Below are 22,563 nucleotides of genomic sequence, written 5' to 3' on the forward strand. Positions count from 1 at the left end.
GGGCCCCTTCCAGGTTCCGGTCGGCAGGCGTCAGGCCTCGGAAGCGCTGTTCACCATGGACAGCGCCGCCCGCTCCATGTACTCCCACAGCGTGCCTTCGTAGAGCGGCGGCAGTTCCAGGGCGTCTACGGCGGTGCGCATGTGGAACAACCACCGGTCCTTCGCCTCGTGGGTCACCTTGAACGGCATGTGCCGCATGCGCAGGCGCGGGTGGCCGCGCTCCTCGCCATACGTTGTGGGCCCGCCCCAGTACTGCTCAAGGAACATCAGGAACCGGCGTTTTGCCGGGGCAAGGTCCTCCTCGGGGTACATGGGCCGCAGCAGCGGATCGGTGGCAACGCCGTCGTAAAAGACATCAATGAGCTTAACGAAGGTCTCGTGGCCGCCCACCGCATCGTAGAAGCTGTCTGTGTAGGCCGGCTTGCTGAAGGGATCGTTCTGCATCAACTGGGGCCGCTGCTGCCGGTCGGGTCCTGCTTTGGCAGGTTGGGGCTCAACAGGGCGCGGTTCGATCGGAAGCGACATGCTATTCCCCGGCTTTCTGGTCAGTCTTCTTCGTCTCAACATGGGCCGACCCCTGGTCGGTGGTCCCGTCGTCGGACTCGTGCAGCGGAACGTACCGTCCCTGCGAGCGGTTGCCCACGCGGAGGATCTCACCGTTGCGCAGGTACCAAATGGCGCCGTCGTCGGAGCGGACGCGGGTGATCCGCAGACCCATGGACTCCACTACGCCCACCACTTCGCTGGTTTCGATGACGTCACCGATTCCGTACTGGTCTTCAATGGTAATGAAAATCCCGGCCAGGAAGTCGCGGATCAGCTGCTGGGCGCCGAAGCCGATGGCCACACCCAGGATACCCACGCTGGTGAGCAGCGGGGCGATGTTGATGTCCAGGTTCTGCAGGACGTACATGCCGGTGATGACCACCACCAGCACGCCCACAATGCTGTTCAGCAGCGAGCCGATGGTTTCCGCGCGCTGCACGCGCCGTTCGTGGTCAAGGGCCCGGAAGGCCGGGGCCGCCCACCTAAACGTGGGCTTCTTGAAAAAGTTGCTTCCCGCCGCCACCCGTTTGGTGATGCGCGAAATGACGAACGTGGCCACGAGCCAGACGGCGACGCCGATGCCCAGGCTGATGACGATGCCCGGGACGCTCACGCCATCGGGCTGTGTTGTGGCGTTGGGAAGGATGGACAACATGCTGACCATGGGTGGAAGTAGCTCCTTGGGATATTGCTTGGTTCTCTTTCAACACTAGCCCCCGTAGCGTGGGGCCATGCGCATTCTCATCCTCGGCGGAACCGCCTTCCTCTCCAGGGAAATCGCCGGACAGGCGGTTGCCGCGGGGCATGACGTGACGTGCCTGGCGCGGGGAATATCGGGTGAGCCGCCGCCGGGCGCCCACTGGGTCAGGGCGGACCGCGCGACGGGACCGGCCGCATATTCGGGCCTGGTGGGCGAATGGGATGCCGTGATCGAGGTGGCCCGGGACCCCGGGCCCGCCCGGCAGGCTCTCGCCGGCCTCGCCGGCAGGGCCGGGCACTGGACCTTTGTTTCCAGCTGCTCGGCTTACGCCGGCCATTCCGTCCCGGGAGCGGCGGAAGACGCGGCGCTGCTGCCGGCGCTGCCGCCGGGGGTGCAGTCCACGCCGGAAACCTACGGCGAGTCAAAGGTGGCCATCGAAGAAGCGACCCTGGAGGCCGCTGCCGGCAAGGCCCACCTGTGCCGGGCAGGCCTGCTCAGCGGCCCCGGCGACCCCACCGACCGCTACGGCTATTGGCCCGCCCGCATTGCCAGGAACTCCGGACCTGTGCTGGTCCCGGACATCGGGGAGAACCCCACGCAGGTCATCGACGTCCGGGACCTTGCGGCCTGGATCCTGCTCGCCGCGGGGAAGGGGATCAGCGGAACCTTGAACGCCCTTGGTGACCAGGTGCCGTTTGCGGAACTCATCAGCGCCTGCCACGAAGCGTCCGCCTCCAGCAGCACCACGATTACCGCCGGCGGGGAGTGGCTGGTGGACCAGGGCGTGAACTACTGGTCCGGGCCGGACTCACTTCCGCTCTGGCTTCCGCCCGGCCACGACGGCTTCATGGCCCGCAGCAACCAGGCTGCCAGGGCCGCGGGAATGGTCCTGCGGCCCTGGCAGGAAACGCTGGCCGCCACGTTGGCCGATGAACGCCTCCGCGGACTGGACCGGCAGCGGAAAGCAGGCCTCTCACCGGCAACGGAACAGCGCCTGGTGGCGATGCTCCAGGGCGAAAGCCGGGCCTGACGCGGATCCGGCAGGGCCTAACCCGCCACCGTCACCGGCTGGTGCTCCACCGGAAAATTCACGCTGCGGGCAATGAAGCAGAGCCGGTTCGCCTCGTGGTGGAGGCCGGCCGCCAGTTCGGCCTGTCCGGCGTCGGCCACCGTCACGCGCGGGTGCAGGACCACCCGCTCGAACTGCCCGCTGCCGTCCCTGTTGAGCCGCATCAGCCCGGTGGCCTCGTCCCGGTAGTCCGTGACCACCACCCCGTTCTTCACCGCCACGTGCAGGTAGGACAGCATGTGGCACTGCGCCAGCGCGGCCAGCAGGAGCTGCTCGGGGTTGTAGCGCCCGCGGTCCCCATGGAACGTCGGATCCGCCGAGCCTTTGAGGACCGGCAGGCCGGGGATGAGCACGTCGTGGTCCCGTGAGTAGCCCCGGTAGGACGAGGTGCCGTCCCCCCGGTTGCCGGTCCACTGGACTGCCAGTGAATACCGGTGTTCATCAAGACTCACTGGGGACTGCCGTCCGGAAGCATGTCGGCGGCGCGGGCACGCAGGGCGCGGGCAACGCCGTCGCGGTTCTCCAGCATCATCCGCCGCAGCGCGGCGCTTTCCGCCGGCAGCGACGCCAGGAATGCGTCCGTCCGGTCAATGGTGGCCTGCGTGGTCAGCAGCGCCGGGTAGAGGCCGACGACGATCTGCTGGGCGAGTGCGTGGGTCCGGGTGGCCACGATGCCCGGCACAGCCGCGAAGTACTTTTCGGCGTACGGTTCCAGCAGCGAACGGTCCAGCACGCGCATGAAGCCCGTTACGGCCGATCCCTGCAGCGCATTGGACAGCTCCCCCTTGACCACGATCGATTCCCAGGCCGCGGCCTTCGCCTCCGGGGTGGGGATGGCGGCCTTGGCCAGGGCCGCAGCATTCTGTCCGCTGGAGGTGTTGTCCCGCTCCAGCTCGGCGTCGATGCCTTGCTGTCCCATGCGGCCTCCGGCCACCAGGGACTCCACGAGCTCCCAGCGCAGGTCCTGGTCCACCGCCAGCCCGTCCAGGACAACCGACCCGTCCAGGAGGCCGGCCACCCGGTCCAGCTGGGACGCACTGCGGGCCAGGAGGGCAAAGGACTTGATGAACTGCAGCTGCGCATCGGAGCCGCCCGGGACGTCCGAGGCCAGGTCCCACAGCCGGTCCACCGCCGCAACCGCTGTGGCTTCGCGGTGTTCCTCGGCCACATAGAAATTGAGGGTGGTGGCCAGCTGGCGGAGCTGGACCAGGATCACGGAGGAGTCCGTTTCCGCCGCGACGTTGGACAGGATCAGCTCCACGTACTTCCGGGCCGGCGTTTCGCCGTCACGGGCAGCGTCCCATGCGGAATTCCAGACCAGGGTCCGGGGCAGGCTGCCGCCAAAATCCTTGAGGTGGGCGGTGGCGGTGGCCAGCGACTTGGGATCCAGCCGTACCTTGGCATACGCCAGGTCGTCGTCATTGATAAGGATCAGGTCCGGCTGGTCCATGCCGGCCACTCCCGGCACCTCTGTGCGGTCACCGTCCACATCCAGCTCTTCGCGGTGCACCCGCTCGAGCTTTCCGGCGCTGTCCAGGTTGTAGAAGCCCACGGCCAGGCGGTGCGGGCGGATAGTGGGCCATTCCGGGACCGCGGACTGCAGGATGGCGAAGGAACGCAGCTTCCCGTCGGCATCCACGTCCAGCTCCGGGCTCAGTGTGTTGACGCCGGCGGTTTCCAGCCACTGGCGGCCCCAGCTGTCCAGGTCCCTGCCGCTGGCCTTTTCGAGCTCCACCATCAGGTCACGCAGCTCGGTGTTGGCCCAGGAGTGCTTGGCGAAATACTCCCGGACACCGGCCATGAACTGGTCGGGGCCAACCCAGGCCACCAGCTGCCGCAGCACCGAGGCGCCCTTGGCATAGGTGATGCCGTCGAAGTTGACCTCCACGTCCTGGAGGTCGTTGATCTCGGCGAAGATCGGGTGCGTGGTGGGCAGCTGGTCCTGGCGGTAGGCCCACGACTTCTCCACGGAAGCGAACGTTGTCCAGGCGCTGGTGAAGGACGTGGCCTCCACCGCCGCCAGGTGCGACATGTACTCCGCGAAGGACTCGTTGAGCCACAGGTCGTTCCACCAGCGCATGGTCACCAGGTCACCGAACCACATGTGGGCGAGTTCATGGAGGACCGTGATGGCGCGCCGCTCGATCTGGGCCCCGGTGACCTTGCTGCGGAAGACGTAGCCTTCCAGGATGGTCACGGCACCGGCATTCTCCATGGCACCGGCGTTGAACTCCGGAACGAACAGCTGGTCGTATTTCTCGAACGGGTACGGGCAGCCGAACTGCGCCTCAAAGAACCCGAAGCCCTGCCGCGTCAGTTCGAAGATGTTGTCCGCATCCAGGTACTGCATCAGCGACTTCCGGGCGAAGACACCAAGGGGGATGATGCGGCCGTCCGAGCTGGTGACCTCGCTGCGGACGGACTGGTAAGGGCCCGCGATCAGGGCCGTGACGTAGGAGGACAGGCGCGGCGTGGGCGCGAACGCCCATACGGACCTGGCCGTGCCGTCTTCCGCGGGAGGCGCCTCCACGGGGTGGGGGGTGGGGGAGTTGGAGACAACGTCCCAGTGGGACGGCGCCGTGACAGTGAAGGCGAAGGTTGCCTTCAGGTCCGGCTGTTCGAAGACGGCGAACATCCTGCGCGAGTCCGGAACCTCGAACTGCGTGTACAGGTAGACCTCGCTGTCCACCGGGTCCACGAACCGGTGCAGGCCCTCACCCGTGTTCATGTACGGCAGGTCGGCCACGACGGTCAGTTCGTTGTGCTCCTGCAGGTCCGGCAGCTGGATCCGGACGCCGTCGGACACGGTGGCGGGGTCAAGGCTGCGGCCGTTCAGGGTCACGCTGTGCACGGTGCGGGTGACCGCATCAATGAAGCTGGACGATCCCGGCGACGCCGTGAACTTCACGGTGGTGGTGCTGCCAAAGACCTCTCCGCCGCGCGTCAGGTCCAGGCTGACATCGTAGGACTCGACGGTGATCAGTTCGGCGCGCTCACGGGCTTCGGCGCGCGTCAGGTTCATGCCTGGCAAAGGAGGTCCTCCAGAGAAGTTTTCGGCTGCCGGCCGGTGGTCCCGGGTCCGGCACTGTGTTGCATTCTTCCATCCTTGGGATCCTTGGCAAGTTGCGCAGCTCACAGCGGCCGGCCGTTGCCGCCTGGGCGGTTGGCCGGGCGGCCGCAGGGGTAGCGTTAATTGCATGGGAAAGCTGCTGGATTCGGTGGATACCAAGGCACTCAGGTTCGCCGTGGGGTTCCCGGTCGTCCTGGCCGCTGCCTTCGCCTACTGCGCGTCGCTGCTGCGCCCGGACCTTCCGGAGCCGGTCGCCGTCCGGTGGACGGACGACGGCGGTGCCGCCTTTGCGCCTTTCGGCGCCTACGTGGGCGTGGGCGCGGCGATCATCGTCATCGCCGGATGGCTGGTCCTGCTGCAGGCGGTGCCCCTCAGCAGGCCGGTGATGATGCGCAGGATCATGATGGGGGCCGGGCTGTTCCTCAGCCTCTTCATCACCTCCGCCCTGGCCGCGGGGCTCATCGGCCAAACCGGGCTGGCCGACGCCCGGCAGTCGCGGGTGGACATGACCGTCCTTGCCCTCGGCAGCGGTGCGGCAGTGTCGCTCGGCGTCGCCATGGCCATGGTGTACAAAGCCGACCGGCAATGGTCGCCCGATGACGACCGTGCGCTGCAGGCCGCCATCACCAGGGAACTGGACCCCGACCTTGCCCTGGACACCCTCCGGCTCTGGGTCCACGCCAGGAGTTCGGTCTTTGTCATGATCGCCATCGCCTCCCTGTTCCCGGCAGCCCTTATCGCCGTGGTGGTGCCGTGGCTGGGCATCCTGCTCGTTGTCCTGGCCCTCGTGGGCGCCGCGTTCCTCTTTGCCCGCATCCGGGCGGACCGGCGCGGGCTGAAGGTCCTGCTGGCCGGGGTGGTGCCGGTCATGAATGTGCCGGCCGGCGCCATCTCCGATGCCAGCGCCGAGGACGTCAAAGCCGCCGACTATGGCGGGTGGGGCTACCGGCACCACGGCGGAACCGCGGCCATGCTGGTCAGCAGCGGGCCCGCCGTCGTCGTGAGCAAGACTGACGGCCAGCGCCTGGCCGTCAGCGGCGGAAGCCAGGCCTCCGCGGCGCGGCTGGCCGAAGTCCTCACGCGCGTGGCCGCGAGGGCCCGGCGCGGCGGAGGGCCGCCGGCCGGGGGCCAGCACCCGGAGGGCGGGCAGTCCTAGTATCCTTATCGGTGTCATTCCGGCCTCCACCGGCGACCCGCCAGCCCCACAACCGAACGGACTTTGCACGTGACCACTTCCCCTGCCTACCCGCGGGTCCACATCGCCACCGACCACGCAGGCATGGAGCTCAGCGCCCACCTGGTGTCCCACCTGACCGGCAAGGGATACGAGGTGGTGGACCACGGGCCCCAGGTCTACGACGCCCAGGACGACTACCCGTCCTTCTGCATCAACGCTGCCCTTGCCGTCGTTGCCGACCAGCAGGCAGGCGTCCACGCCCTTGGCATCGTGCTGGGCGGCTCCGGCAACGGCGAGCAGATCGCCGCCAACAAGGTCAAGGGCATCCGCGCGGCCCTCGCATGGAACCTCTCCACCGCCACCCTGGCCCGCGAGCACAACAACGCCAACGTGGTTGCCCTGGGTGGGCGGCAGCACACGTTCGAAGAAGCCACCGCGCTGGTCGAGGCGTTCCTGTCCGAGCCGTTCAGCAATGACGAGCGCCACGTCCGCAGGATCGAAAAAATCGCGGTCTACGAGGCAACAGGCGAGGTCATCGAGTAGTGCCCGAGGGCCATTCCGTCCGCAGGCTCGCCCGGCAGTTCGGCGATGTCTTCGCCGGTGAGGCACTGGCTGTTTCCAGTCCCCAGGGCAGGTTCAGCGGGGGTGCGGCGCTGCTGGACGGGCATACCCTGCTTGCCGCCGAGGCGCACGGCAAACACCTGTTCCTGCACTTCGACAACGCCCTGGTCCTGCACGTCCACCTTGGACTGTACGGGGCCTGGAGCTTCGGCGGGGACCGCACCTTCGCCGGCGCCTCCAGCATTGGTGCCCCCCGGCGCGTCGGGGAGCGGGAGGCCTTCGGTGACGGGGACGACGACGGCGGCGCGCCTTACGCCGGTCCGCCGGCGCCCGTCGGGGCCGTGCGGGTGCGGCTCGCCGGGAGCCATGGCTGGGCGGACCTTCGGGGTGCCACCACCTGCGAAACCATCACCGAGGCGGAAGTCCGCGCCGTGCTGGCACGGCTGGGACCTGACCCACTGCGGAACCTCCGCGGCGATGCCGGGCGCTTTGCTGCCAACGTCCAGGCGCGGAAGACGCCCCTGGCTGCCCTGCTCATGGACCAGAAGGTGATTGCCGGCGTCGGGAACGTCTACCGGGCGGAAGTCCTGTTCCGCCGCCGCCTGGACCACTGGCTGCCCGGCACTGCCCTGCCGGACAACGATGCCCGCAAGCTGTGGCGCGACATCGTGGCCGTCATGGGCGACGGCGTGACGGACGGGCGGATCATCACCACGCCGCCGAAGTACTGGGCGCTTGACGGCACCACCGCCGCCAAAGCCGCCGCGGCCGGCGCGCCGGTGCCACCCAGGAGCGCCCACTTTCCCGGCCGCGACGATGCCCACTTCGTCTACAAGCGGCACGGCCTGCCCTGCCGCGTCTGCCGCACCATCGTGCTCATCGCCGACCTGGCCGGGCGGAACCTCTACTGGTGCCCTTACTGCCAGCAACCGGGGGAGTAGGAAGGCGAAACACGAAGAAGGCCCCTCCGGAGAGGGGCCTTCTTCGTGTTGTGGAGGGGACGACGGGAATCGAACCCGCGTAATCAGTTTGGAAGACTGAGGCTTTACCATTAAGCTACGTCCCCGAAGGAAGATCCGTTTTTCGCGGACACTCCGGGCTGGCTGTTCAAGCCGGATACAACTAAACCTAATCCATGGCCTACGTGTCAAATGTGCAATCGCGACGCGTATCACCGTAGACTTGCCTGTGCACTTACGGGGTGTAGCTCAGCTTGGCTAGAGCGCCTGCTTTGGGAGCAGGAAGTCGCAGGTTCAAATCCTGTCACCCCGACTCTGCGGCCAGGACCGTCAGGCCTGGACATCCATTGCGTTTGCAGAAACCCATCCCACAACCCAGGAGTACTTAGACCGTGAAGAGCGCTGTCGAGAACCTCACCCCCACGCGGGTCAAGCTCAATGTTGAGGTCCCCTTTGAGGAACTGAAGCCCAGCATCGACTCGGCCTACAAGACCGTTGCGTCCCAGATCCAGGTTCCCGGGTTCCGCAAGGGCAAGGTTCCTGCCAAGCTCATCGACCAGCGCGTCGGCCGCGGCTACGTCCTGGAGACGGCCATCAACGACGGCCTCAACGGCTGGTACCAGGCTGCCGTGCAGGAGTCCGGCATCCGCCCCCTGAGCCGTCCCGAGGTGGAAATCACCGAGGTGCCCGATCCCTCCGCGACCGACGGCGGCCTGAAGTTCGCCGCTGAGGTTGACGTCCGCCCCGAGATCGAACTCCCGGACTACTCCGGCATCGAGGTCCAGGTTGCGGCTGCGGAATCCTCCGAAGCTGATGTGGACAAGGCGCTGGACGAACTGCGCGGCCGCTTCGGCACCCTGAAGTCCGTGGACCGCCCGGCTGCCGACGGTGACTTCCTCACCATCGACATCACCGCCACGATCGACGGCGAGGAAGTCGACTCCGCCGCCGGCCTGTCCTACCAGGTGGGCGCCGGCACCATGCTTGAGGGCATGGACGAGGCCGTGACCGGCCTCAGCGCTGACGAGGACGCCATCTTCGACACCACCCTGGTGGGCGGCGACCACGCCGGCGAAGCCGCCCAGGTCAAGGTTGTGGTGAAGGCCGTCAAGGAACGCGAACTGCCGGAAGCGAACGACGACTTCGCCCAGCTCGCCTCCGAATTCGACACCCTTGCCGAACTCCGCGAAGACCTGGCCAAGCAGGCTGCCGACTCCAAGATCGTTGAGCAGGGCGTCGAAGCCCGCGACAAGGTCCTGGACAAGCTCGTCGAAATGGTCGAGGTTCCTGTTCCTGACTCGGTGGTCGAGGAGCAGCTCGAAGCCCACTTCCAGGAGGGCAACGGCCACGGCGAAGGCGAGCACGACACCGAGGAGCACCGCGAAGAGGTCCGCGCCAACACGGCCCGCGCCTTCCAGAACGAGATCATCCTTGACGCCATCGCGGAAAAGGAAGAAGTCAACGTCAGCCAGAACGAGCTGATCGACTACATCGTCACCACCGCCAGCCAGTACGGCATGGATCCCAACCAGTTCGCCCAGATCATCGACCAGAGCGGCCAGGTCCCCATGATGGTCTCCGAGGTCCGCCGCCGCAAAGCACTGGCTGTCGTCCTTGGCCAGGCCACCGTGACCGACACCGAGGGCAACACCGTTGACCTCAGCGACTTCGTCCGCCCCGGCGGCGAGGAAGCCCCCGCTGCAGAGGCAGCCGGCGCTGACGCAACCGAAGCCGCCGAGGCGGAGGTTGTCGACGCCGAGGACGCCACGGCAGACGCCAAGGCCTAGTCCTTAACAACCCGCAGCAACGGCCCCTGGATCCTTCCGATCCGGGGGCCGTTCGCGTTGGACCCGAAACCCCGCAGCGCCGGTTCGGCGATCGTGCGCCGTCAGCGAACAGCCGTCAGTGCGCGAACAAAACGCCGGGGAAACCGGTTAGTGTCCAAGTAGTGATTTTCAGTGATGTCACCGTCACCAGTGAGAGGTAAGTAAACATGTCACAGCACTCAGAGGCCCCCCGGATGGCGACCGTCGATCCTGCAGCCCAGGACAACTACATTTACAACCGCCTTCTCAAGGAGCGGATCATCTGGCTGGGCTCGGAGGTGCGTGATGACAACGCCAACGCGATCTGCTCGCAGCTGCTCCTGCTCTCGGCCGAGAACCCGGAAAAGGACATCTACCTCTACATCAACTCGCCCGGCGGCTCCGTCACCGCAGGCATGGCCATCTACGACACCATGCAGTTCATCCCCAATGACGTCGTGACCGTCGCCACCGGCCTGGCCGCGTCCATGGGACAGTTCCTGCTCTCCTCGGGCACCAAGGGCAAGCGGTACGCCACGCCCAACGCCCGCGTCCTGATGCACCAGCCCTCCGGCGGCATCGGCGGCACGGCCTCGGACATCAAGATCCAGGCCGAGCTCATCCTGCACATGAAGAAGGTCATGGCGGAACTGACGGCCGAGCAGACCGGCCAGACCGTTGAGACCATCCTCAAGGACAACGACCGTGACAAGTGGTTCACGGCTAAAGAGGCCCTCGAGTACGGTTTCTTCGACAAGATCGCCGCGCACGCCGGTTCGGTATCCGGCGGCGGCGGAACGTCCAACGGGGCCTCCGGCGAATCAGCCTCCCAGAACTAACCGGCAACCAGAACACTTCGATCAGGAGCAAAAACAATGAACTACAACTTCGGGTGGTCCGCCGGCAATCTTCCGTCCAGCCGCTACGTCCTGCCGCAGTTCGAGGAGCGCACGCCCTACGGCTTCAAGCGCCAGGACCCCTACACCAAGCTGTTCGAGGACCGCATCATCTTCCTCGGCGTGCAGGTTGACGACGCCTCCGCCGACGACATCATGGCCCAGCTGCTGGTCCTTGAGTCCACCGACCCGGACCGCGACATCACCCTCTACATCAACTCCCCGGGCGGCTCGTTCACGGCCATGACGGCCATCTACGACACCATGCAGTACATCCGTCCCGAGATCCAGACGGTCTGCCTGGGCCAGGCCGCCAGCGCGGCTGCTGTCCTGTTGGCTGCCGGTACCCCCGGCAAGCGGCTGGCACTGCCCAACGCCCGCGTCCTGATCCACCAGCCGGCCCTGTCCGGCGGCCAGGGCGGCCAGGCTTCCGACCTGGAGATCCAGGCGGCCGAGGTCATGCGCATGCGCTCCTGGCTCGAAGACACGCTGGCCCACCACTCCGGCCGCACGTCGGAGCAGGTCAACAACGACATCGAGCGCGACAAGATCCTCACCGCCGAAGAGGCGCAGGCATACGGCCTGATCGACCAGGTGCTTGACTCACGCAAGATCAAGCCCCAGGCAATCACGAGGTAGCAGTACGGAAAGCCGGTGCGGCCCAGCTTCATTTGGCCGCACCGGCCTTTTCTTTCCACCCTTGGGGGCGAATGTGACCTAGAGTGGATGTTGTCACAAACCGGCCCCCGCGGGCCGGCCGAAGATTTCAGCAACGGTGCAGGGCTGCCTGGCAGCAGGATACTAAGGGGTTCACATATGGCTCGGATTGGCGAGAGCACGGATCTGCTGAAGTGCTCTTTCTGCGGAAAGAGCCAGAAGCAGGTGCGCAAGCTCATTGCCGGGCCCGGTGTCTACATCTGTGATGAGTGCATCGAGTTGTGCAACGAAATCATCGAAGAGGAGCTCGCGGAGGTGGCAGACCTCGGCAGCTTTGAACTGCCCAAGCCGCGCGAAATCTTCGACTTCCTGCAGGAATACGTCATCGGCCAGGAGCCCGCAAAGCGTTCCCTCGCCGTCGCGGTCTACAACCACTACAAACGCATCCAGGCGGGCCACGCGCCCAAGTCCGGAAGCCTGGGGGACGGCGGGCATCACGACGACGTCGAAATTGCCAAGTCGAACATCCTCCTCATCGGCCCCACCGGCTGCGGCAAGACCTACCTGGCCCAGACCCTCGCCCGGCGCCTGAACGTCCCGTTCGCCGTCGCGGACGCCACCGCCCTGACCGAAGCCGGCTATGTGGGTGAAGACGTGGAGAACATCCTCCTCAAACTCATCCAGGCCGCAGACTATGACGTCAAGAAGGCCGAACAGGGCATCATCTACATCGACGAGATCGACAAAATTTCCCGCAAGAGCGAAAACCCCTCCATCACCCGTGACGTATCCGGTGAGGGCGTGCAGCAGGCCCTGCTGAAGATCCTGGAAGGCACCGTTGCCTCTGTCCCGCCCCAGGGCGGACGGAAGCACCCGCACCAGGAGTTCATCCAGATCGACACCACCAATGTCCTGTTCATCGTGGCCGGCGCCTTCGCCGGCCTGGAGGAGATCATCGGTTCCCGCTCCGGCCGCAAGGGCATCGGCTTCGGCGCCCCACTAAACGACGCCAGCAAGAAGGTGGACTCCTACGGCGAAGTCATGCCGGAGGACCTGCTGAAGTTCGGCCTGATCCCGGAGTTCATTGGCCGCCTTCCGGTGATCACCACGGTGTCCAACCTTGACCGTGACGCCCTGATCCAGATCCTGTCCACCCCCAAGAACGCCCTGGTGAAGCAGTACCAGAAGATGTTCCAGATCGACGGCGTGGAGCTGGTGTTTGACGAGCCCGCCCTGGAAGCCATCGCCGACCAGGCACTGGAGCGTGGCACCGGTGCACGCGGTCTTCGCGCCATCCTGGAGGAAGTCCTGCTTCCCGTGATGTTCGATCTCCCGAGCCGCGAGGACGTCGCCAGCGTGGTGATCACCGAGGACGTGGTCCTGCGCGGGGCCGAACCCACCATGATTCCGCACGTGGCCAAGCGCCGTAAGTCTGCCTGACCGAGAGGACCCTGTGACTGTACCTGCCAAGAACAAAGCCGACTTCTGGTTCGACCCCCTCTGCCCGTTCGCATGGGTCACCAGCCGCTGGCTCGGCGAGGTGGAGGCCGTCCGGGACATCGAGACCGAATGGCACGTCATGAGCCTCGCCGTCCTGAATCAGGGACGCGACCTGGAGCCCGCTTACCGGGAGTCCATGGACAACGCCTGGGGCATGGTGCGCGTGATCATTGCGGCCCGCGAAGGGCACGGCCCGCAGGTCATCAAGCCGCTTTACGACGCCATGGGCACGCTGATCCACAACCAGGGGGAAAAGGACCGCGCACAGGTCATCACCAAAGCCCTCGCCGAGTGTGGCCTGCCCGCCTCCCTGGCCGATGCCGCCACCACCGACGCCTATGACCGGCAGCTCCGGGCCAGCCATGAAGAAGGCATCTCACTCGTGGGCCAGGACGTGGGAACGCCCGTGGTCGCTTTCAACGGAACGGCGTTCTTCGGACCGGTCCTGACCCGCATCCCCCGCGGCGAAGAAGCCGGCAGGATCTGGGACGCCACCACCACCATCGCCGCCTATCCGCATTTCTTCGAGCTCAAGCGCAGCCGCACGGAGAGCCCGGAATTCAACTAAGCGCCGGGCCGCCTGCCATTGGCTGGCCGCGCCAAGGGCCCCGCAGAAACTACCAGCGTGTAGTTCCTGCGGGGCCCTTGTGCATGCCTTGGGGCAGGAGAACAATGGTTCTTACCCACTTCGAAAGAGGCGGGACGCAGGAACCAAAGATCCAGTGATATGTAATTTGACGCAGCCATCGGCAAAGTTGAGTGCAAGCTACCAGTGACGGTGTAGTAAGACCTGGAGTTTCGGAGGATCCTGCCAGACCATCGAAATAACGTCACAAGATGGCCGAAAAGTCGAAGCCCCACCAACGGCAAAACGCTGATGGGGCTTCCCCTTTGCCCGGAAACGGGCCCGTTCGGATGAGACCGGCTGTCAGGCCTTGGCGGGTTCGTCGCTAGCGGCGAGGGCAACGTCCGTGACGGCAAGATCTCCGTCGCCCGCCACCAACGTGATCTGCCGGGCGTTGGACGCCGCCTTCAGGTCGGCCAGGCCAGCCTGCAGTTGCGCCGTCAGTGCCTCCGGAGCGGTGATCGTCGCGGAGAGGACCTCGGTGCGCTGCTTGACCTTTGCCTCGGACTTGGCCTTGCGGACACCGCTGAGGGCCACGCCCACGGTTGCCAGCATGGTGGTGTCTCCGCCGGGGATCTCCAGCGCGGCCGGCCACGCCGCCCGGTGCACCGATCCGTTGCGCCACCAGCTCCAGACTTCCTCGGTGGCGAAGGGCAGGAACGGGGCGAAGAGGCGCAGCAGGGTGTCCAGGGTGGTGGCCAGGGCTGCCAGCACTGATGCCTGCTCGGCTTCGCCTGCCGCTCCATAGGCGCGGTCCTTGATCAGCTCCACGTAGTCATCCGTGAACTGCCAGAAGAATGTCTCCGTGAGCTGCAGGGCGCGGGCGTAGTCGTAGTTGTCGAACGCCTTGGTGGACTGGGTGACGACGTCGGCCAGTTGGGCCAGCAGGGCACGGTCCAGGGGGTTCGAAAGGACGGAGAGATCGCCGGCCAGCACCGAGTTCTCGGTGGCACCGAGGTTCAGCACGAACTTGGAGGCATTGAGGAGCTTGATGGCCAGGCGGCGGCCGATCTTCATCTGGGCAATCTCATAGGCGGTGTCGGCGCCAAGGCGTGCGGAGGCAGCCCAGTAGCGGACCGCGTCCGAGCCGTACTCGTTCAGCACGTCGGTGGGGACCACCACGTTGCCTTTGGACTTGGACATCTTCTTGCGGTCCGGGTCCAGGATCCAGCCGGAGATGGCAGCGTGCTTCCACGGCGCGCAGTTCTGGAGGGCATCGGCGCGGACCACCGACGAGAAGAGCCAGGTCCGGATGATGTCGTGCCCCTGGGGGCGGAGGTCGAACGGGTAGACCTTGGCAAACAGGTCCTCGTCGCGGCTCCAGCCGCCAACGATCTGCGGGGTCAGCGAGGAGGTGGCCCACGTGTCCAGGACGTCGGCATCGCCCGTGAAGCCGTTGGGCTGGTCGCGCTGCGCCTCGTCGAAGCCGGGGGCGGCGTCAGCCGCGGGGTCAACGGGCAGCAGTTCGTCGGAGGGCAGGATGGGGTTGTCGTACTCCGGGTTGCCCTGGGCGTCGAGCGGGTACCAGACGGGGATGGGCACGCCGAAGAACCGCTGGCGGGAGACCAGCCAGTCACCGTTCAGGCCGGCGATCCAGTTCTCGTAGCGGGAGCGCATGAAGGACGGGTGGAAGTCGATCTCCTTGCCGCGGCCGATCAGGCGTTCGCGGCGGTCCTCGTCGCGGCCGCCGTTGCGGATGTACCACTGGCGGGACGTGACCACTTCCAGGGGTTTGTCGCCCTTCTCGAAGAAGTTGACCGGGTGGGTGATCTTCTTGGGCTCACCGTCCAGCAGGTCCGCTTCCTTGAGCAGTTCCACCACGGCTTCCTTGGCGGAGAAGGCCGTCTTGCCGGCGATCGCGGCGTACGCTTCCCTGCCGGCCTCACTGGTGATCCAGTCGGGGGTCTCGGCAATGATGCGGCCGTCGCGGCCCATGATGGCGCGAGTGGGCAGCTGCAGTTCCCGCCACCACGTGACGTCGGTCAGGTCACCGAAGGTGCAGACCATGGCGATGCCGGAGCCCTTGTCCGCTTTGGCCAGCGGGTGGGCCTTGACCTCGAGTTCAACGTCGAACAGCGGGGACTTCACGGTCTTGCCGAACAGCGGCTGGTACCGCTCGTCGTCGGGGTTTGCCACCAGCGCGGCACAGGCAGCCAGCAGTTCCGGACGCGTGGTCTCGATGAAGACCTTGTCGCCGTCTTCGGTGAAGAAGGGGTACCGGTAGTAGGCGCCCGGAACCTCACGGTCCTCCAGTTCGGCCTGCGCAACCGCCGTGCGGAAGGTGACGTCCCACAGTGTGGGTGCTTCGGCCATGTACGCGTCGCCCGCGGCCAGGTTGGCAAGGAAGGCGCGCTGGGACACGGCGCGGGAGGTGTCGTCGATGGTGCGGTACGTCAGGTCCCAGTCGACGGACAGGCCCAGGGTCTGGAACAGGTTTTCGAAGACCTTCTCGTCCTCGACAGCCAGTTCCTCGCACAGTTCGATGAAGTTCTGGCGTGAGACGACGTCGAAATCGCGCTGGTTCTTGGCAGGCTGGGCGGGCGGCCGGTAGTCGGCGTTGTAGGGGATGGCGGGATCGCAGCGGACACCGTAGTAGTTCTGGACACGGCGCTCCGTGGGGAGGCCGTTGTCATCCCAGCCCATGGGGTAGAAGACGTTCCTGCCGGTCATGCGCATGTAGCGCGCCTGCACGTCGGTCTGGGTGAAGGAGAACATGTGGCCCACATGCAGGGATCCCGACGCCGTGGGCGGGGGAGTGTCGATCGAGTAGACCTGCTCCCGGGTGGTGTCGCGGTTGAACTTGTAGGTTCCCTCGGCCAGCCAGCGCTGGGTGAGCGCTGCTTCGAGGCCTTCGAGGGCCGGCTTGTCCGGAACGTTGATGGGGGCGGTGGTGGGCGTGTCTGTACCCTGCGTGTCTTCAGCCATTGGGCAATTCTTTCATGCCCGCTTCCATCCCACCCAACCGGTCCCGCCCGGCCGCATGCGAAGGCGGGTAGCATGCGGCGTATGGTCCAACAGCGGGGCACCTTCGGCATCAAGCGCATCTACGATCCACCGGCGGACGACGACGGCTGCCGGGTGCTGGTGGACCGTCTCTGGCCGCGCGGGATGTCAAGGGACAACGCGGCCATCGATGTGTGGCTCAAGGACGTGGCCCCGTCCACCGGGCTGCGCAAGGACTTCAACCACCGCCCCGGACGGTTCGTGGAGTTCAGCGAACGCTACCGGGTGGAACTGGATTCCAATCCGGCGGTGGAGACGCTGCTGGAACTGGCCGCCGGCCACCCCAGGATCACCCTGCTCTACGCTGCCCGCAACACGGAGGCAAACCACGCCCTTGTCCTGCTTGATTACCTCCGGGGACGTCCTGCCGGCTGATCCCGTTAGGGTGGTGCCATGACGAAGGACATGCAGAAAAAAGCGGCACTGGTGACCGGAGCAAGCAGCGGAATCGGGGAGGCCACTGTGCGCGCGCTGCGCGCCGACGGGTGGACGGTCTTCGCCGTGGCACGCCGCGCCGAACGCCTGGCCGCCCTGGAAAGCGGGACAGGCGCCGTGGCGATTCCTGCTGACATTGCAGAGGACGACGACGTGTCCCGGCTCCTCGCGCAGGTCACCGACGCGGGCGGCATCGATACGCTCATCAACATTGCCGGCGGCGCCCGCGGCGCCGACAGGGTAGGAGATGCCAGCACGGAGGACTGGGAGTGGATGTACCGGGTCAACGTCCTGGGCACCATGAAGCTCACCCGCGCCTTCCTGCCCATGCTGCGCGCCAACGGCGAAGGTACCGTGCTGAACCTCACCTCCACTGCGGGACTGGACGCGTACGAGGGCGGCGGCGGCTACAACGCCGCGAAGTTCGCCCAGCACGCCATGACCAACGCGCTCCGGCTTGAAGAGGTGGAGAACAACGTCCGCGTCATCGAGGTGGCGCCGGGCCTGGTGCAGACCGAGGAATTCGCGCTCAACCGCCTGGGGGACGCGCAGGCGGCGGACAAGGTCTACCGGGGGGTTGAGAAGCCGCTGACCGCGGAGGACGTGGCCGACGTGGTCCGTTATGCCGTCACGGTTCCGCACCACGTCAACCTGGACCAGATCGTCATCCGGCCGGTGGCGCAGGCAGCCACCCACAAGCTGGTCAGGAAGGGCTGAGCCGGGCGGGGTCTGCCCATCCCGTGGCTGGACCGGTCAGGAACACTGGGAGACCCGGACGGTCAGGGTGGCTGCCACGGCGGCATGGTCCGTCCCGCCAACCCGGTGGACCGAGTAATCCGATGCTCTGATGTCCGGGCTGGTCACCAGATGGTCCAGGGCAATCCCCGGCAGCCGGAAGCCGCGCATGGGCCACGTGGGCACCAGCCTGCTGCCCACGGCGGCAGCCACGTCCACCAGGGGCAGGTTGCCGCCCGTTCCGGCCAACAGGTCCCGGAATTCCCGGTGGTCGTAGGTCGCGTTGAAGTCTCCCGCCAGCAGCAGGGGACCGGATCCGTCGGCAGCCCTGGCCACGGCAGCCAGGTCGCTGCGCCATTGACTGAGGCCTTTTCCCACTGGCGCCAGGGCGTGGACTGCCACCACACGCAGGCCGGCACCGCTGCCGAGGTCAAGGCGTGCCACGGGCATGGCGAACCGCGTGTCCGGGAGGACGCCGGTGGCTGTCAGGTTGTAGGAGGAGTAGATGGCGGAGCCTGCGGCGCGGTCACGGGCCTGGGCAACCCGGTGGGGGAGCAGGTCGTCGAGTCCGGCCGCCATCAGCTTTCGCGCCATTTCGGGTGTGTACTCCTCAACCGCCAACAGGTCTACATGCAAATCACGGACCAGGGCCACGATGCTGCCGGCATCAGCCCCGCCCAGTTCCGTGTTGATGCTCATGGCAACCAGGGAGACCGACGTGCCGGAAGCCCCGGCCGCTGCCCCGGCGGTTGCCCCGGCGGCCGGTGCGCGGATATCGAGCGGGAAAAGCCAGAACACCTGGCAGGCCGCCAGTGCCGTGGCCAGGACCTGCTGCCACCGGCTCCGTCCAGCGAAGGCCATGAGCAGCGCTGCGGCGGCGGGAACGGCGAGCCAGGGCGTGAATGCCACCAGCTGGACACCGAGTACCGGCCAGTCGGCAGGCACCGCGCGGACGGCGGAGACCGCCGCCACCGGCAGGGCAGCAGGGATGAACAGCCACCTGCACGCCGTGGCCGTACGCCTCCATCCCCCGGGGCGCCCGGAAGCCGTCATGACGCGAGTCTAGGCAATGCACGGTGACGGCGGCAGCCCCCGGACGGAGAAGACCGCCCGGAAATGGCCCGGCCCGCCCCGAACGGCACACCCCGGCGGAACGGCACTGCCCGCCGGAACCGCGTTGCGCCCGGAATGGCACTGGATGCCGCGGCGATAGTAGACTCTGCAGTGGCTATGACCCGGCAATCACCGGTGAGCTTCCGGAAGAACACGCAGGCCGCGCCCCGCAAGGCGGGCCCGCGTCAGTAGAACCGGACGGGTAAGCCCGTCACAGCAGTAATGAAGCGGCCGGGGCGGCGGGTGTTCCTTTGGGAACCACGCGGCGCCGGTAAGTGAGGTGGTACCGCGGTGGGCGTGCAGTCTTCGGGACGGCACGGCAGCCGTCCTCGCATCCTGAACGGAACCTCCGGCCGTGCCGGGGGCTCACCACGCTCAACCCAGGATGTCGAACATGACGTTTTACCCCAAGGCCTCAGCCTCCAGCACCTCCTCCAAAGGCAGCGCCGGCGTTTCCGCCTCCGTGAAGTTCCCGGAGATCGAAGAGCGCATCCTGAAGTACTGGGACCAGGACGGCACCTTCCAGGCCAGCATTGACCAGCGCAGCGCCGACGTCCCCGGCGGGGAGCCGGGCAGCAACGAATTCGTGTTCTACGACGGCCCGCCGTTCGCCAACGGCCTGCCCCACTACGGCCACCTCCTCACCGGCTACGCCAAGGACCTGGTTGGCCGCTACCAGACCCAGCGCGGCAAGCGCGTGGAACGCCGTTTCGGTTGGGACACCCACGGCCTGCCCGCCGAGCTGGAGGCCATGAAACAGCTGGGGATGACGGACAAGACCCAGATCGAGGCCATGGGCATCGACAAGTTCAACGACGCCTGCCGCGCGTCCGTCATGAAGTACGCCGATGAGTGGCGCAGCTACGTCACCCGGCAGGCCCGGTGGGTGGACTTCGACAACGACTATAAGACACTCAATGTCGAGTACATGGAGTCGGTCCTCTGGGCGTTCAAGCAGCTGCATGACAAGGGCCTGACTTACAACGGCTACCGGGTGCTGCCGTACTGCTGGAAAGACGAAACCCCGCTGTCCAACCATGAGCTGCGCATGGACGACGACGTCTACAAGAACCGCCAGGACCAGACCGTCACCGTCACCTTCCCCATCCTTGCGGGGGAGTCGGAACTGTCCAAGGAACTTGCCGGCGTGCAGGCGCTCGCCTGGACCACCACCCCCTGGACGCTGCCCACCAACGCCGCGCTCGCCGTCGGGCCTTCCATCACGTACGCCGTGCTGCCCGCCGGTCCCAACGGCATCAAGGCCGCCTCGGCCGACGCCCCGGTCACGGGCAGCTTCCTGCTCGCGGCGGACCTCCTGGGCGCCTACGCCAAGGACCTCGGCTACGACAGCTTCGAGGACGCGGAAGCCGCCGTGGTGTCCACCCACTCCGGCGCCGAACTGGAAGGCCTGGCATACCAGCGGCTCTGGGACGACTTTGCTGACAACGAAAAGTACGGCATGGAGAACGCCTGGCGGTTCGTAGTGGCTGACTACGTCACCACCACCGACGGAACCGGCGTGGTGCACCAGGCGCCCGCCTACGGTGAAGACGACCAGAAAGTCTGCGAGGAGGCTGGCATTCCCGTGGTGCTCTCCGTGGACGAGGGTGCCAAATTCCTGCCGTTGTTCAAGCACGGCGACCTCCACGACATCGCGGGCCTGCAGGTCTTCGAGGCCAACAAGCCCATCACCCAAGTGCTCCGCGCCCAGGGCAGGCTGGTCCGGCAGGCCAGCTACGAGCACAGCTACCCGCACTGCTGGCGCTGCCGCAACCCGCTGATCTACCGTGCGGTGTCCTCCTGGTATGTGGAGGTCACCAAGTTCAAGGACCGGATGTCCGAACTGAACCAGGAGATCAACTGGATCCCGGGGAACGTCAAGGATGGCCAGTTCGGCAAATGGTTGGAGAACGCCCGCGACTGGTCCATCAGCCGGAACCGCTTCTGGGGCAGCCCCATCCCCGTGTGGCAGTCAACGGATCCCGAATACCCGCGCACCGACGTCTACGGTTCCCTGGCCGAGATCGAGGCGGACTTCGGCCGGCTGCCCCTGAACAAGGACGGCGAGGTGGACCTCCACCGGCCGTTCATCGACGAGCTCACCAGGCCCAACCCGGACGATCCCCGCACCCCCGAAGAGGGCCAGTCCGTGATGCGCCGCGTCGAGGACGTCCTGGACGTCTGGTTCGACTCCGGCTCCATGCCCTACGGACAGGTGCACTACCCGTTCGAAAACGAAGCCTGGTTCAACACGCACAACCCCGCGGACTTCATCGTGGAGTACATCGGCCAGACCCGCGGCTGGTTCTATATGCTGCACATCCTGTCCACCGCACTGTTTGACCGGCCGGCGTTCCGCAACGTCATCAGCCATGGCATTGTGCTTGGATCCGACGGCCAGAAAATGTCCAAGAGCCTGCGCAACTACCCGGACGTCTCCGAGGTCCTGGACCGCGACGGCTCCGACGCCATGCGCTGGTTCCTCATGTCCAGCCCCATCCTCCGGGGCGGCAACCTGATCGTCACCGAGCAGGGCATCCGGGACGGCGTCCGCCAGGTGATCCTGCCGCTCTGGAACGTGTACAGCTTCTTCACCCTGTACACGAACGCCGCGAACGGTGGCGCCGGTTACGATGCCAAACTGCGCTACGAGGGCTACCGGGACACCCTGGACCAGTACCTGCTGGCCAACACGGGCGACCTTGTCCGCAGCATGACGGCACAGCTGGACACCTACGACATCTCCGGCGCCTGCGACTCGCTGCGCAGCTACCTGGACATGCTCACCAACTGGTACGTCCGCCGCAGCCGCCAGCGGTTCTTCGACGAGGACCAGGACGCCTTCGATGCGCTGTTCACTGCCCTGGAGACCGTCACCCGTGCCGCCGCGTCGCTGCTGCCGCTGGTTTCCGAGGAAATCTGGCGCGGCCTGACCGGCGGCCGGTCCGTGCACCTGGCCGACTGGCCGGACGCGGACCTCTTCCCCGCCAATCCCTCCCTGGTGGAAACCATGGACCGGATCCAGCAGATCTGCTCCACCGGTTCCTCGCTCCGCAAGGCAGCCAACCTGCGTGTCCGCCTGCCGCTGCAGGAGCTGACGGTTGTGGCACCCGGAGCGGACGCCCTGCAGGGTTTCGCCGCCGTCGTCGCCGATGAACTGAACCTCCGTTCCGTTCGCCTGCTGGACGCCGCCACCGCCTCCCCGGAGGAGTTCGGGATCCAGCAGAAGCTGGTGGTCAACGCCCGCGCTGCCGGGCCGCGCCTGGGCAAGAACGTCCAGGTTGCCATCAAGGGGTCCAAGTCAGGGGACTGGTCGGTGGACGACGCCGGTGTGGTCACCGCCGGCGGGCTGCAGCTGGAACCCCAGGAGTACACGCTTGAGACAGTGGTTGCCGGGTCCGGCGGTGCTTCCGCGGCTGTGGCCGTGCTGCCCGGCGGCGGCTTCGTCGTGCTGAACACGGAAGTCACGCCGGAGCTTGAAGCCGAAGGGCTGGCACGCGACATGGTGCGGGCAATCCAGCAGGCCCGCAAGGACGCCGGGCTCAACGTGAGCGACCGCATCCGTACCACCGTCACCGCTCCCGGGAACGTCGTTGATGCCCTGCTGGCCAACGCCGAACTGGTCAAGGGCGAGACACTGACGGTGGACCTGGTGGCAGAGCCGGGCACCGTGTCCGAACCCGCCGTTGCGGTTGAAAAAGTGGAGGCCTAG

18 protein-coding genes and 2 tRNA genes are annotated in these 22,563 nt (G+C 66.5%); 13 read left to right on the plus strand and 7 right to left on the minus strand.

The genetic code is table 11. The annotated features are described in order from the left end of the window. Positions 1-30: 30 nt before the first annotated feature. Together AC6JAM_RS17415 and AC6JAM_RS17420 are read right to left on the minus strand one after the other, a co-directional pair. The gene (locus AC6JAM_RS17415) at positions 31-525 is read right to left on the minus strand and encodes a globin (protein ID WP_056390703.1); all 495 of its coding nucleotides are present in this window, start codon (positions 523-525) and stop codon (positions 31-33) included. A 1-nt stretch (position 526) separates the two neighbouring features. After that, entirely contained in the window at positions 527-1,210 is a 684-nt protein-coding gene (locus AC6JAM_RS17420) for a mechanosensitive ion channel family protein (RefSeq protein WP_018769485.1), read from the minus strand. A gap of 67 nt (positions 1,211-1,277) precedes the next feature. On the opposite strand from AC6JAM_RS17420, the gene AC6JAM_RS17425 reads away from it, so the two are divergent. After that, complete coding sequence (locus AC6JAM_RS17425) at positions 1,278-2,276, plus strand: NAD-dependent epimerase/dehydratase family protein (protein ID WP_497935318.1); 999 nt, start codon at positions 1,278-1,280, stop codon at positions 2,274-2,276. A gap of 17 nt (positions 2,277-2,293) precedes the next feature. Here the strand turns inward: AC6JAM_RS17425 and AC6JAM_RS17430 are convergent, their stop codons facing one another. Further along, on the minus strand, positions 2,294-2,767 hold the full coding sequence (locus AC6JAM_RS17430) for an OsmC family protein (protein ID WP_134164652.1): 474 nt from the start codon (positions 2,765-2,767) through the stop codon (positions 2,294-2,296). Continuing rightward, a complete protein-coding gene (pepN, locus tag AC6JAM_RS17435) occupies positions 2,764-5,337 on the minus strand; it encodes an aminopeptidase N (protein WP_497935319.1) in 2,574 nt (857 codons plus the stop codon). The genes AC6JAM_RS17430 and pepN overlap by 4 nt, the downstream gene beginning before the upstream one ends. Before the next feature lie 175 nt (positions 5,338-5,512). On the opposite strand from pepN, the gene AC6JAM_RS17440 reads away from it, so the two are divergent. The 3 genes from AC6JAM_RS17440 (at position 5,513) to AC6JAM_RS17450 (ending at position 8,064) form a co-directional block, all read left to right on the plus strand. Then, entirely contained in the window at positions 5,513-6,541 is a 1,029-nt protein-coding gene (locus AC6JAM_RS17440; RefSeq protein WP_497935320.1) for a hypothetical protein, read from the plus strand. Between the two features lie 69 nt (positions 6,542-6,610). Further along, positions 6,611-7,105, plus strand: a complete 495-nt coding sequence (locus AC6JAM_RS17445; protein WP_018769480.1) for a ribose-5-phosphate isomerase — start codon at positions 6,611-6,613, stop codon at positions 7,103-7,105. Next, positions 7,105-8,064: an Fpg/Nei family DNA glycosylase gene (locus AC6JAM_RS17450; RefSeq protein ID WP_497935321.1), complete on the plus strand. Its 960-nt coding sequence runs from the start codon at positions 7,105-7,107 to the stop codon at positions 8,062-8,064. The genes AC6JAM_RS17445 and AC6JAM_RS17450 overlap by 1 nt, the downstream gene beginning before the upstream one ends. Before the next feature lie 51 nt (positions 8,065-8,115). On the opposite strand, the gene AC6JAM_RS17455 is transcribed toward AC6JAM_RS17450, so the two are convergent. Next, a tRNA-Gly gene (locus AC6JAM_RS17455) sits at positions 8,116-8,189 on the minus strand. 131 nt (positions 8,190-8,320) lie between these two features. Here AC6JAM_RS17455 and AC6JAM_RS17460 point away from each other — a divergent pair. From AC6JAM_RS17460 to AC6JAM_RS17485, 6 genes are all read left to right on the plus strand, one after another. Next, positions 8,321-8,395: transfer RNA gene (locus AC6JAM_RS17460), tRNA-Pro, on the plus strand. Positions 8,396-8,474: 79 nt separating this feature from the next. Beyond that, positions 8,475-9,869 (plus strand): trigger factor, encoded by a 1,395-nt coding sequence (tig, locus tag AC6JAM_RS17465; protein ID WP_134164653.1) that lies wholly within the window; start codon positions 8,475-8,477, stop codon positions 9,867-9,869. A gap of 233 nt (positions 9,870-10,102) precedes the next feature. Continuing rightward, positions 10,103-10,726: an ATP-dependent Clp protease proteolytic subunit gene (locus AC6JAM_RS17470; RefSeq protein WP_018769477.1), complete on the plus strand. Its 624-nt coding sequence runs from the start codon at positions 10,103-10,105 to the stop codon at positions 10,724-10,726. A gap of 36 nt (positions 10,727-10,762) precedes the next feature. Then, positions 10,763-11,422, plus strand: a complete 660-nt coding sequence (locus AC6JAM_RS17475) for an ATP-dependent Clp protease proteolytic subunit (protein ID WP_018769476.1) — start codon at positions 10,763-10,765, stop codon at positions 11,420-11,422. 177 nt (positions 11,423-11,599) lie between these two features. Continuing rightward, positions 11,600-12,880 carry an ATP-dependent Clp protease ATP-binding subunit ClpX gene (clpX, locus tag AC6JAM_RS17480; protein ID WP_018769475.1) on the plus strand — a complete coding sequence of 427 codons (1,281 nt, stop codon included), beginning with the start codon at positions 11,600-11,602 and terminating at the stop codon, positions 12,878-12,880. A gap of 13 nt (positions 12,881-12,893) precedes the next feature. Continuing rightward, complete coding sequence (locus tag AC6JAM_RS17485; RefSeq protein WP_223991880.1) at positions 12,894-13,508, plus strand: mycothiol-dependent nitroreductase Rv2466c family protein; 615 nt, start codon at positions 12,894-12,896, stop codon at positions 13,506-13,508. A 360-nt stretch (positions 13,509-13,868) separates the two neighbouring features. Here AC6JAM_RS17485 and valS read toward each other — a convergent pair whose 3' ends face one another. Beyond that, positions 13,869-16,490 carry a valine--tRNA ligase gene (gene valS / locus AC6JAM_RS17490; RefSeq protein ID WP_056390681.1) on the minus strand — a complete coding sequence of 874 codons (2,622 nt, stop codon included), beginning with the start codon at positions 16,488-16,490 and terminating at the stop codon, positions 13,869-13,871. Positions 16,491-16,562: 72 nt separating this feature from the next. Here valS and AC6JAM_RS17495 point away from each other — a divergent pair, with 72 nt between their 5' ends. Both AC6JAM_RS17495 and AC6JAM_RS17500 read left to right on the plus strand, forming a co-directional pair. After that, positions 16,563-16,943, plus strand: coding sequence for a DUF488 domain-containing protein (locus AC6JAM_RS17495; RefSeq protein ID WP_497935322.1), 381 nt, complete (start codon positions 16,563-16,565; stop codon positions 16,941-16,943). Positions 16,944-16,961: 18 nt separating this feature from the next. Next, entirely contained in the window at positions 16,962-17,720 is a 759-nt protein-coding gene (locus tag AC6JAM_RS17500; protein WP_223991877.1) for an SDR family oxidoreductase, read from the plus strand. 36 nt (positions 17,721-17,756) lie between these two features. Here AC6JAM_RS17500 and AC6JAM_RS17505 read toward each other — a convergent pair whose 3' ends face one another. Beyond that, positions 17,757-18,791 (minus strand): endonuclease/exonuclease/phosphatase family protein, encoded by a 1,035-nt coding sequence (locus AC6JAM_RS17505; RefSeq protein WP_497935323.1) that lies wholly within the window; start codon positions 18,789-18,791, stop codon positions 17,757-17,759. A gap of 454 nt (positions 18,792-19,245) precedes the next feature. Here AC6JAM_RS17505 and ileS point away from each other — a divergent pair, with 454 nt between their 5' ends. Continuing rightward, the gene (gene ileS, locus AC6JAM_RS17510; protein ID WP_497935324.1) at positions 19,246-22,563 is read left to right on the plus strand and encodes an isoleucine--tRNA ligase; all 3,318 of its coding nucleotides are present in this window, start codon (positions 19,246-19,248) and stop codon (positions 22,561-22,563) included.

It is taken from the genome of Arthrobacter sp. GmRoot5-12 (assembly GCF_059739365.1).

What these genes read in the sequence shown, in the direction of transcription:
- AC6JAM_RS17415 (WP_056390703.1), bottom strand. Translation starts at nt 525, where the DNA reads ATGTCGCTTCCGATCGAACCGCGCCCTGTTGAGCCCCAACCTGCCAAA.
- AC6JAM_RS17420 (WP_018769485.1), bottom strand. Translation starts at nt 1,210, where the DNA reads ATGGTCAGCATGTTGTCCATCCTTCCCAACGCCACAACACAGCCCGAT.
- AC6JAM_RS17425 (WP_497935318.1), top strand. Translation starts at nt 1,278, where the DNA reads ATGCGCATTCTCATCCTCGGCGGAACCGCCTTCCTCTCCAGGGAAATC.
- pepN (WP_497935319.1), bottom strand. Translation starts at nt 5,337, where the DNA reads ATGAACCTGACGCGCGCCGAAGCCCGTGAGCGCGCCGAACTGATCACC.
- AC6JAM_RS17440 (WP_497935320.1), top strand. Translation starts at nt 5,513, where the DNA reads ATGGGAAAGCTGCTGGATTCGGTGGATACCAAGGCACTCAGGTTCGCC.
- AC6JAM_RS17470 (WP_018769477.1), top strand. Translation starts at nt 10,103, where the DNA reads ATGGCGACCGTCGATCCTGCAGCCCAGGACAACTACATTTACAACCGC.
- AC6JAM_RS17475 (WP_018769476.1), top strand. Translation starts at nt 10,763, where the DNA reads ATGAACTACAACTTCGGGTGGTCCGCCGGCAATCTTCCGTCCAGCCGC.
- clpX (WP_018769475.1), top strand. Translation starts at nt 11,600, where the DNA reads ATGGCTCGGATTGGCGAGAGCACGGATCTGCTGAAGTGCTCTTTCTGC.
- valS (WP_056390681.1), bottom strand. Translation starts at nt 16,490, where the DNA reads ATGGCTGAAGACACGCAGGGTACAGACACGCCCACCACCGCCCCCATC.
- AC6JAM_RS17495 (WP_497935322.1), top strand. Translation starts at nt 16,563, where the DNA reads ATGCGGCGTATGGTCCAACAGCGGGGCACCTTCGGCATCAAGCGCATC.
- AC6JAM_RS17500 (WP_223991877.1), top strand. Translation starts at nt 16,962, where the DNA reads ATGACGAAGGACATGCAGAAAAAAGCGGCACTGGTGACCGGAGCAAGC.
- AC6JAM_RS17505 (WP_497935323.1), bottom strand. Translation starts at nt 18,791, where the DNA reads ATGACGGCTTCCGGGCGCCCCGGGGGATGGAGGCGTACGGCCACGGCG.
- ileS (WP_497935324.1), top strand. Translation starts at nt 19,246, where the DNA reads ATGACGTTTTACCCCAAGGCCTCAGCCTCCAGCACCTCCTCCAAAGGC.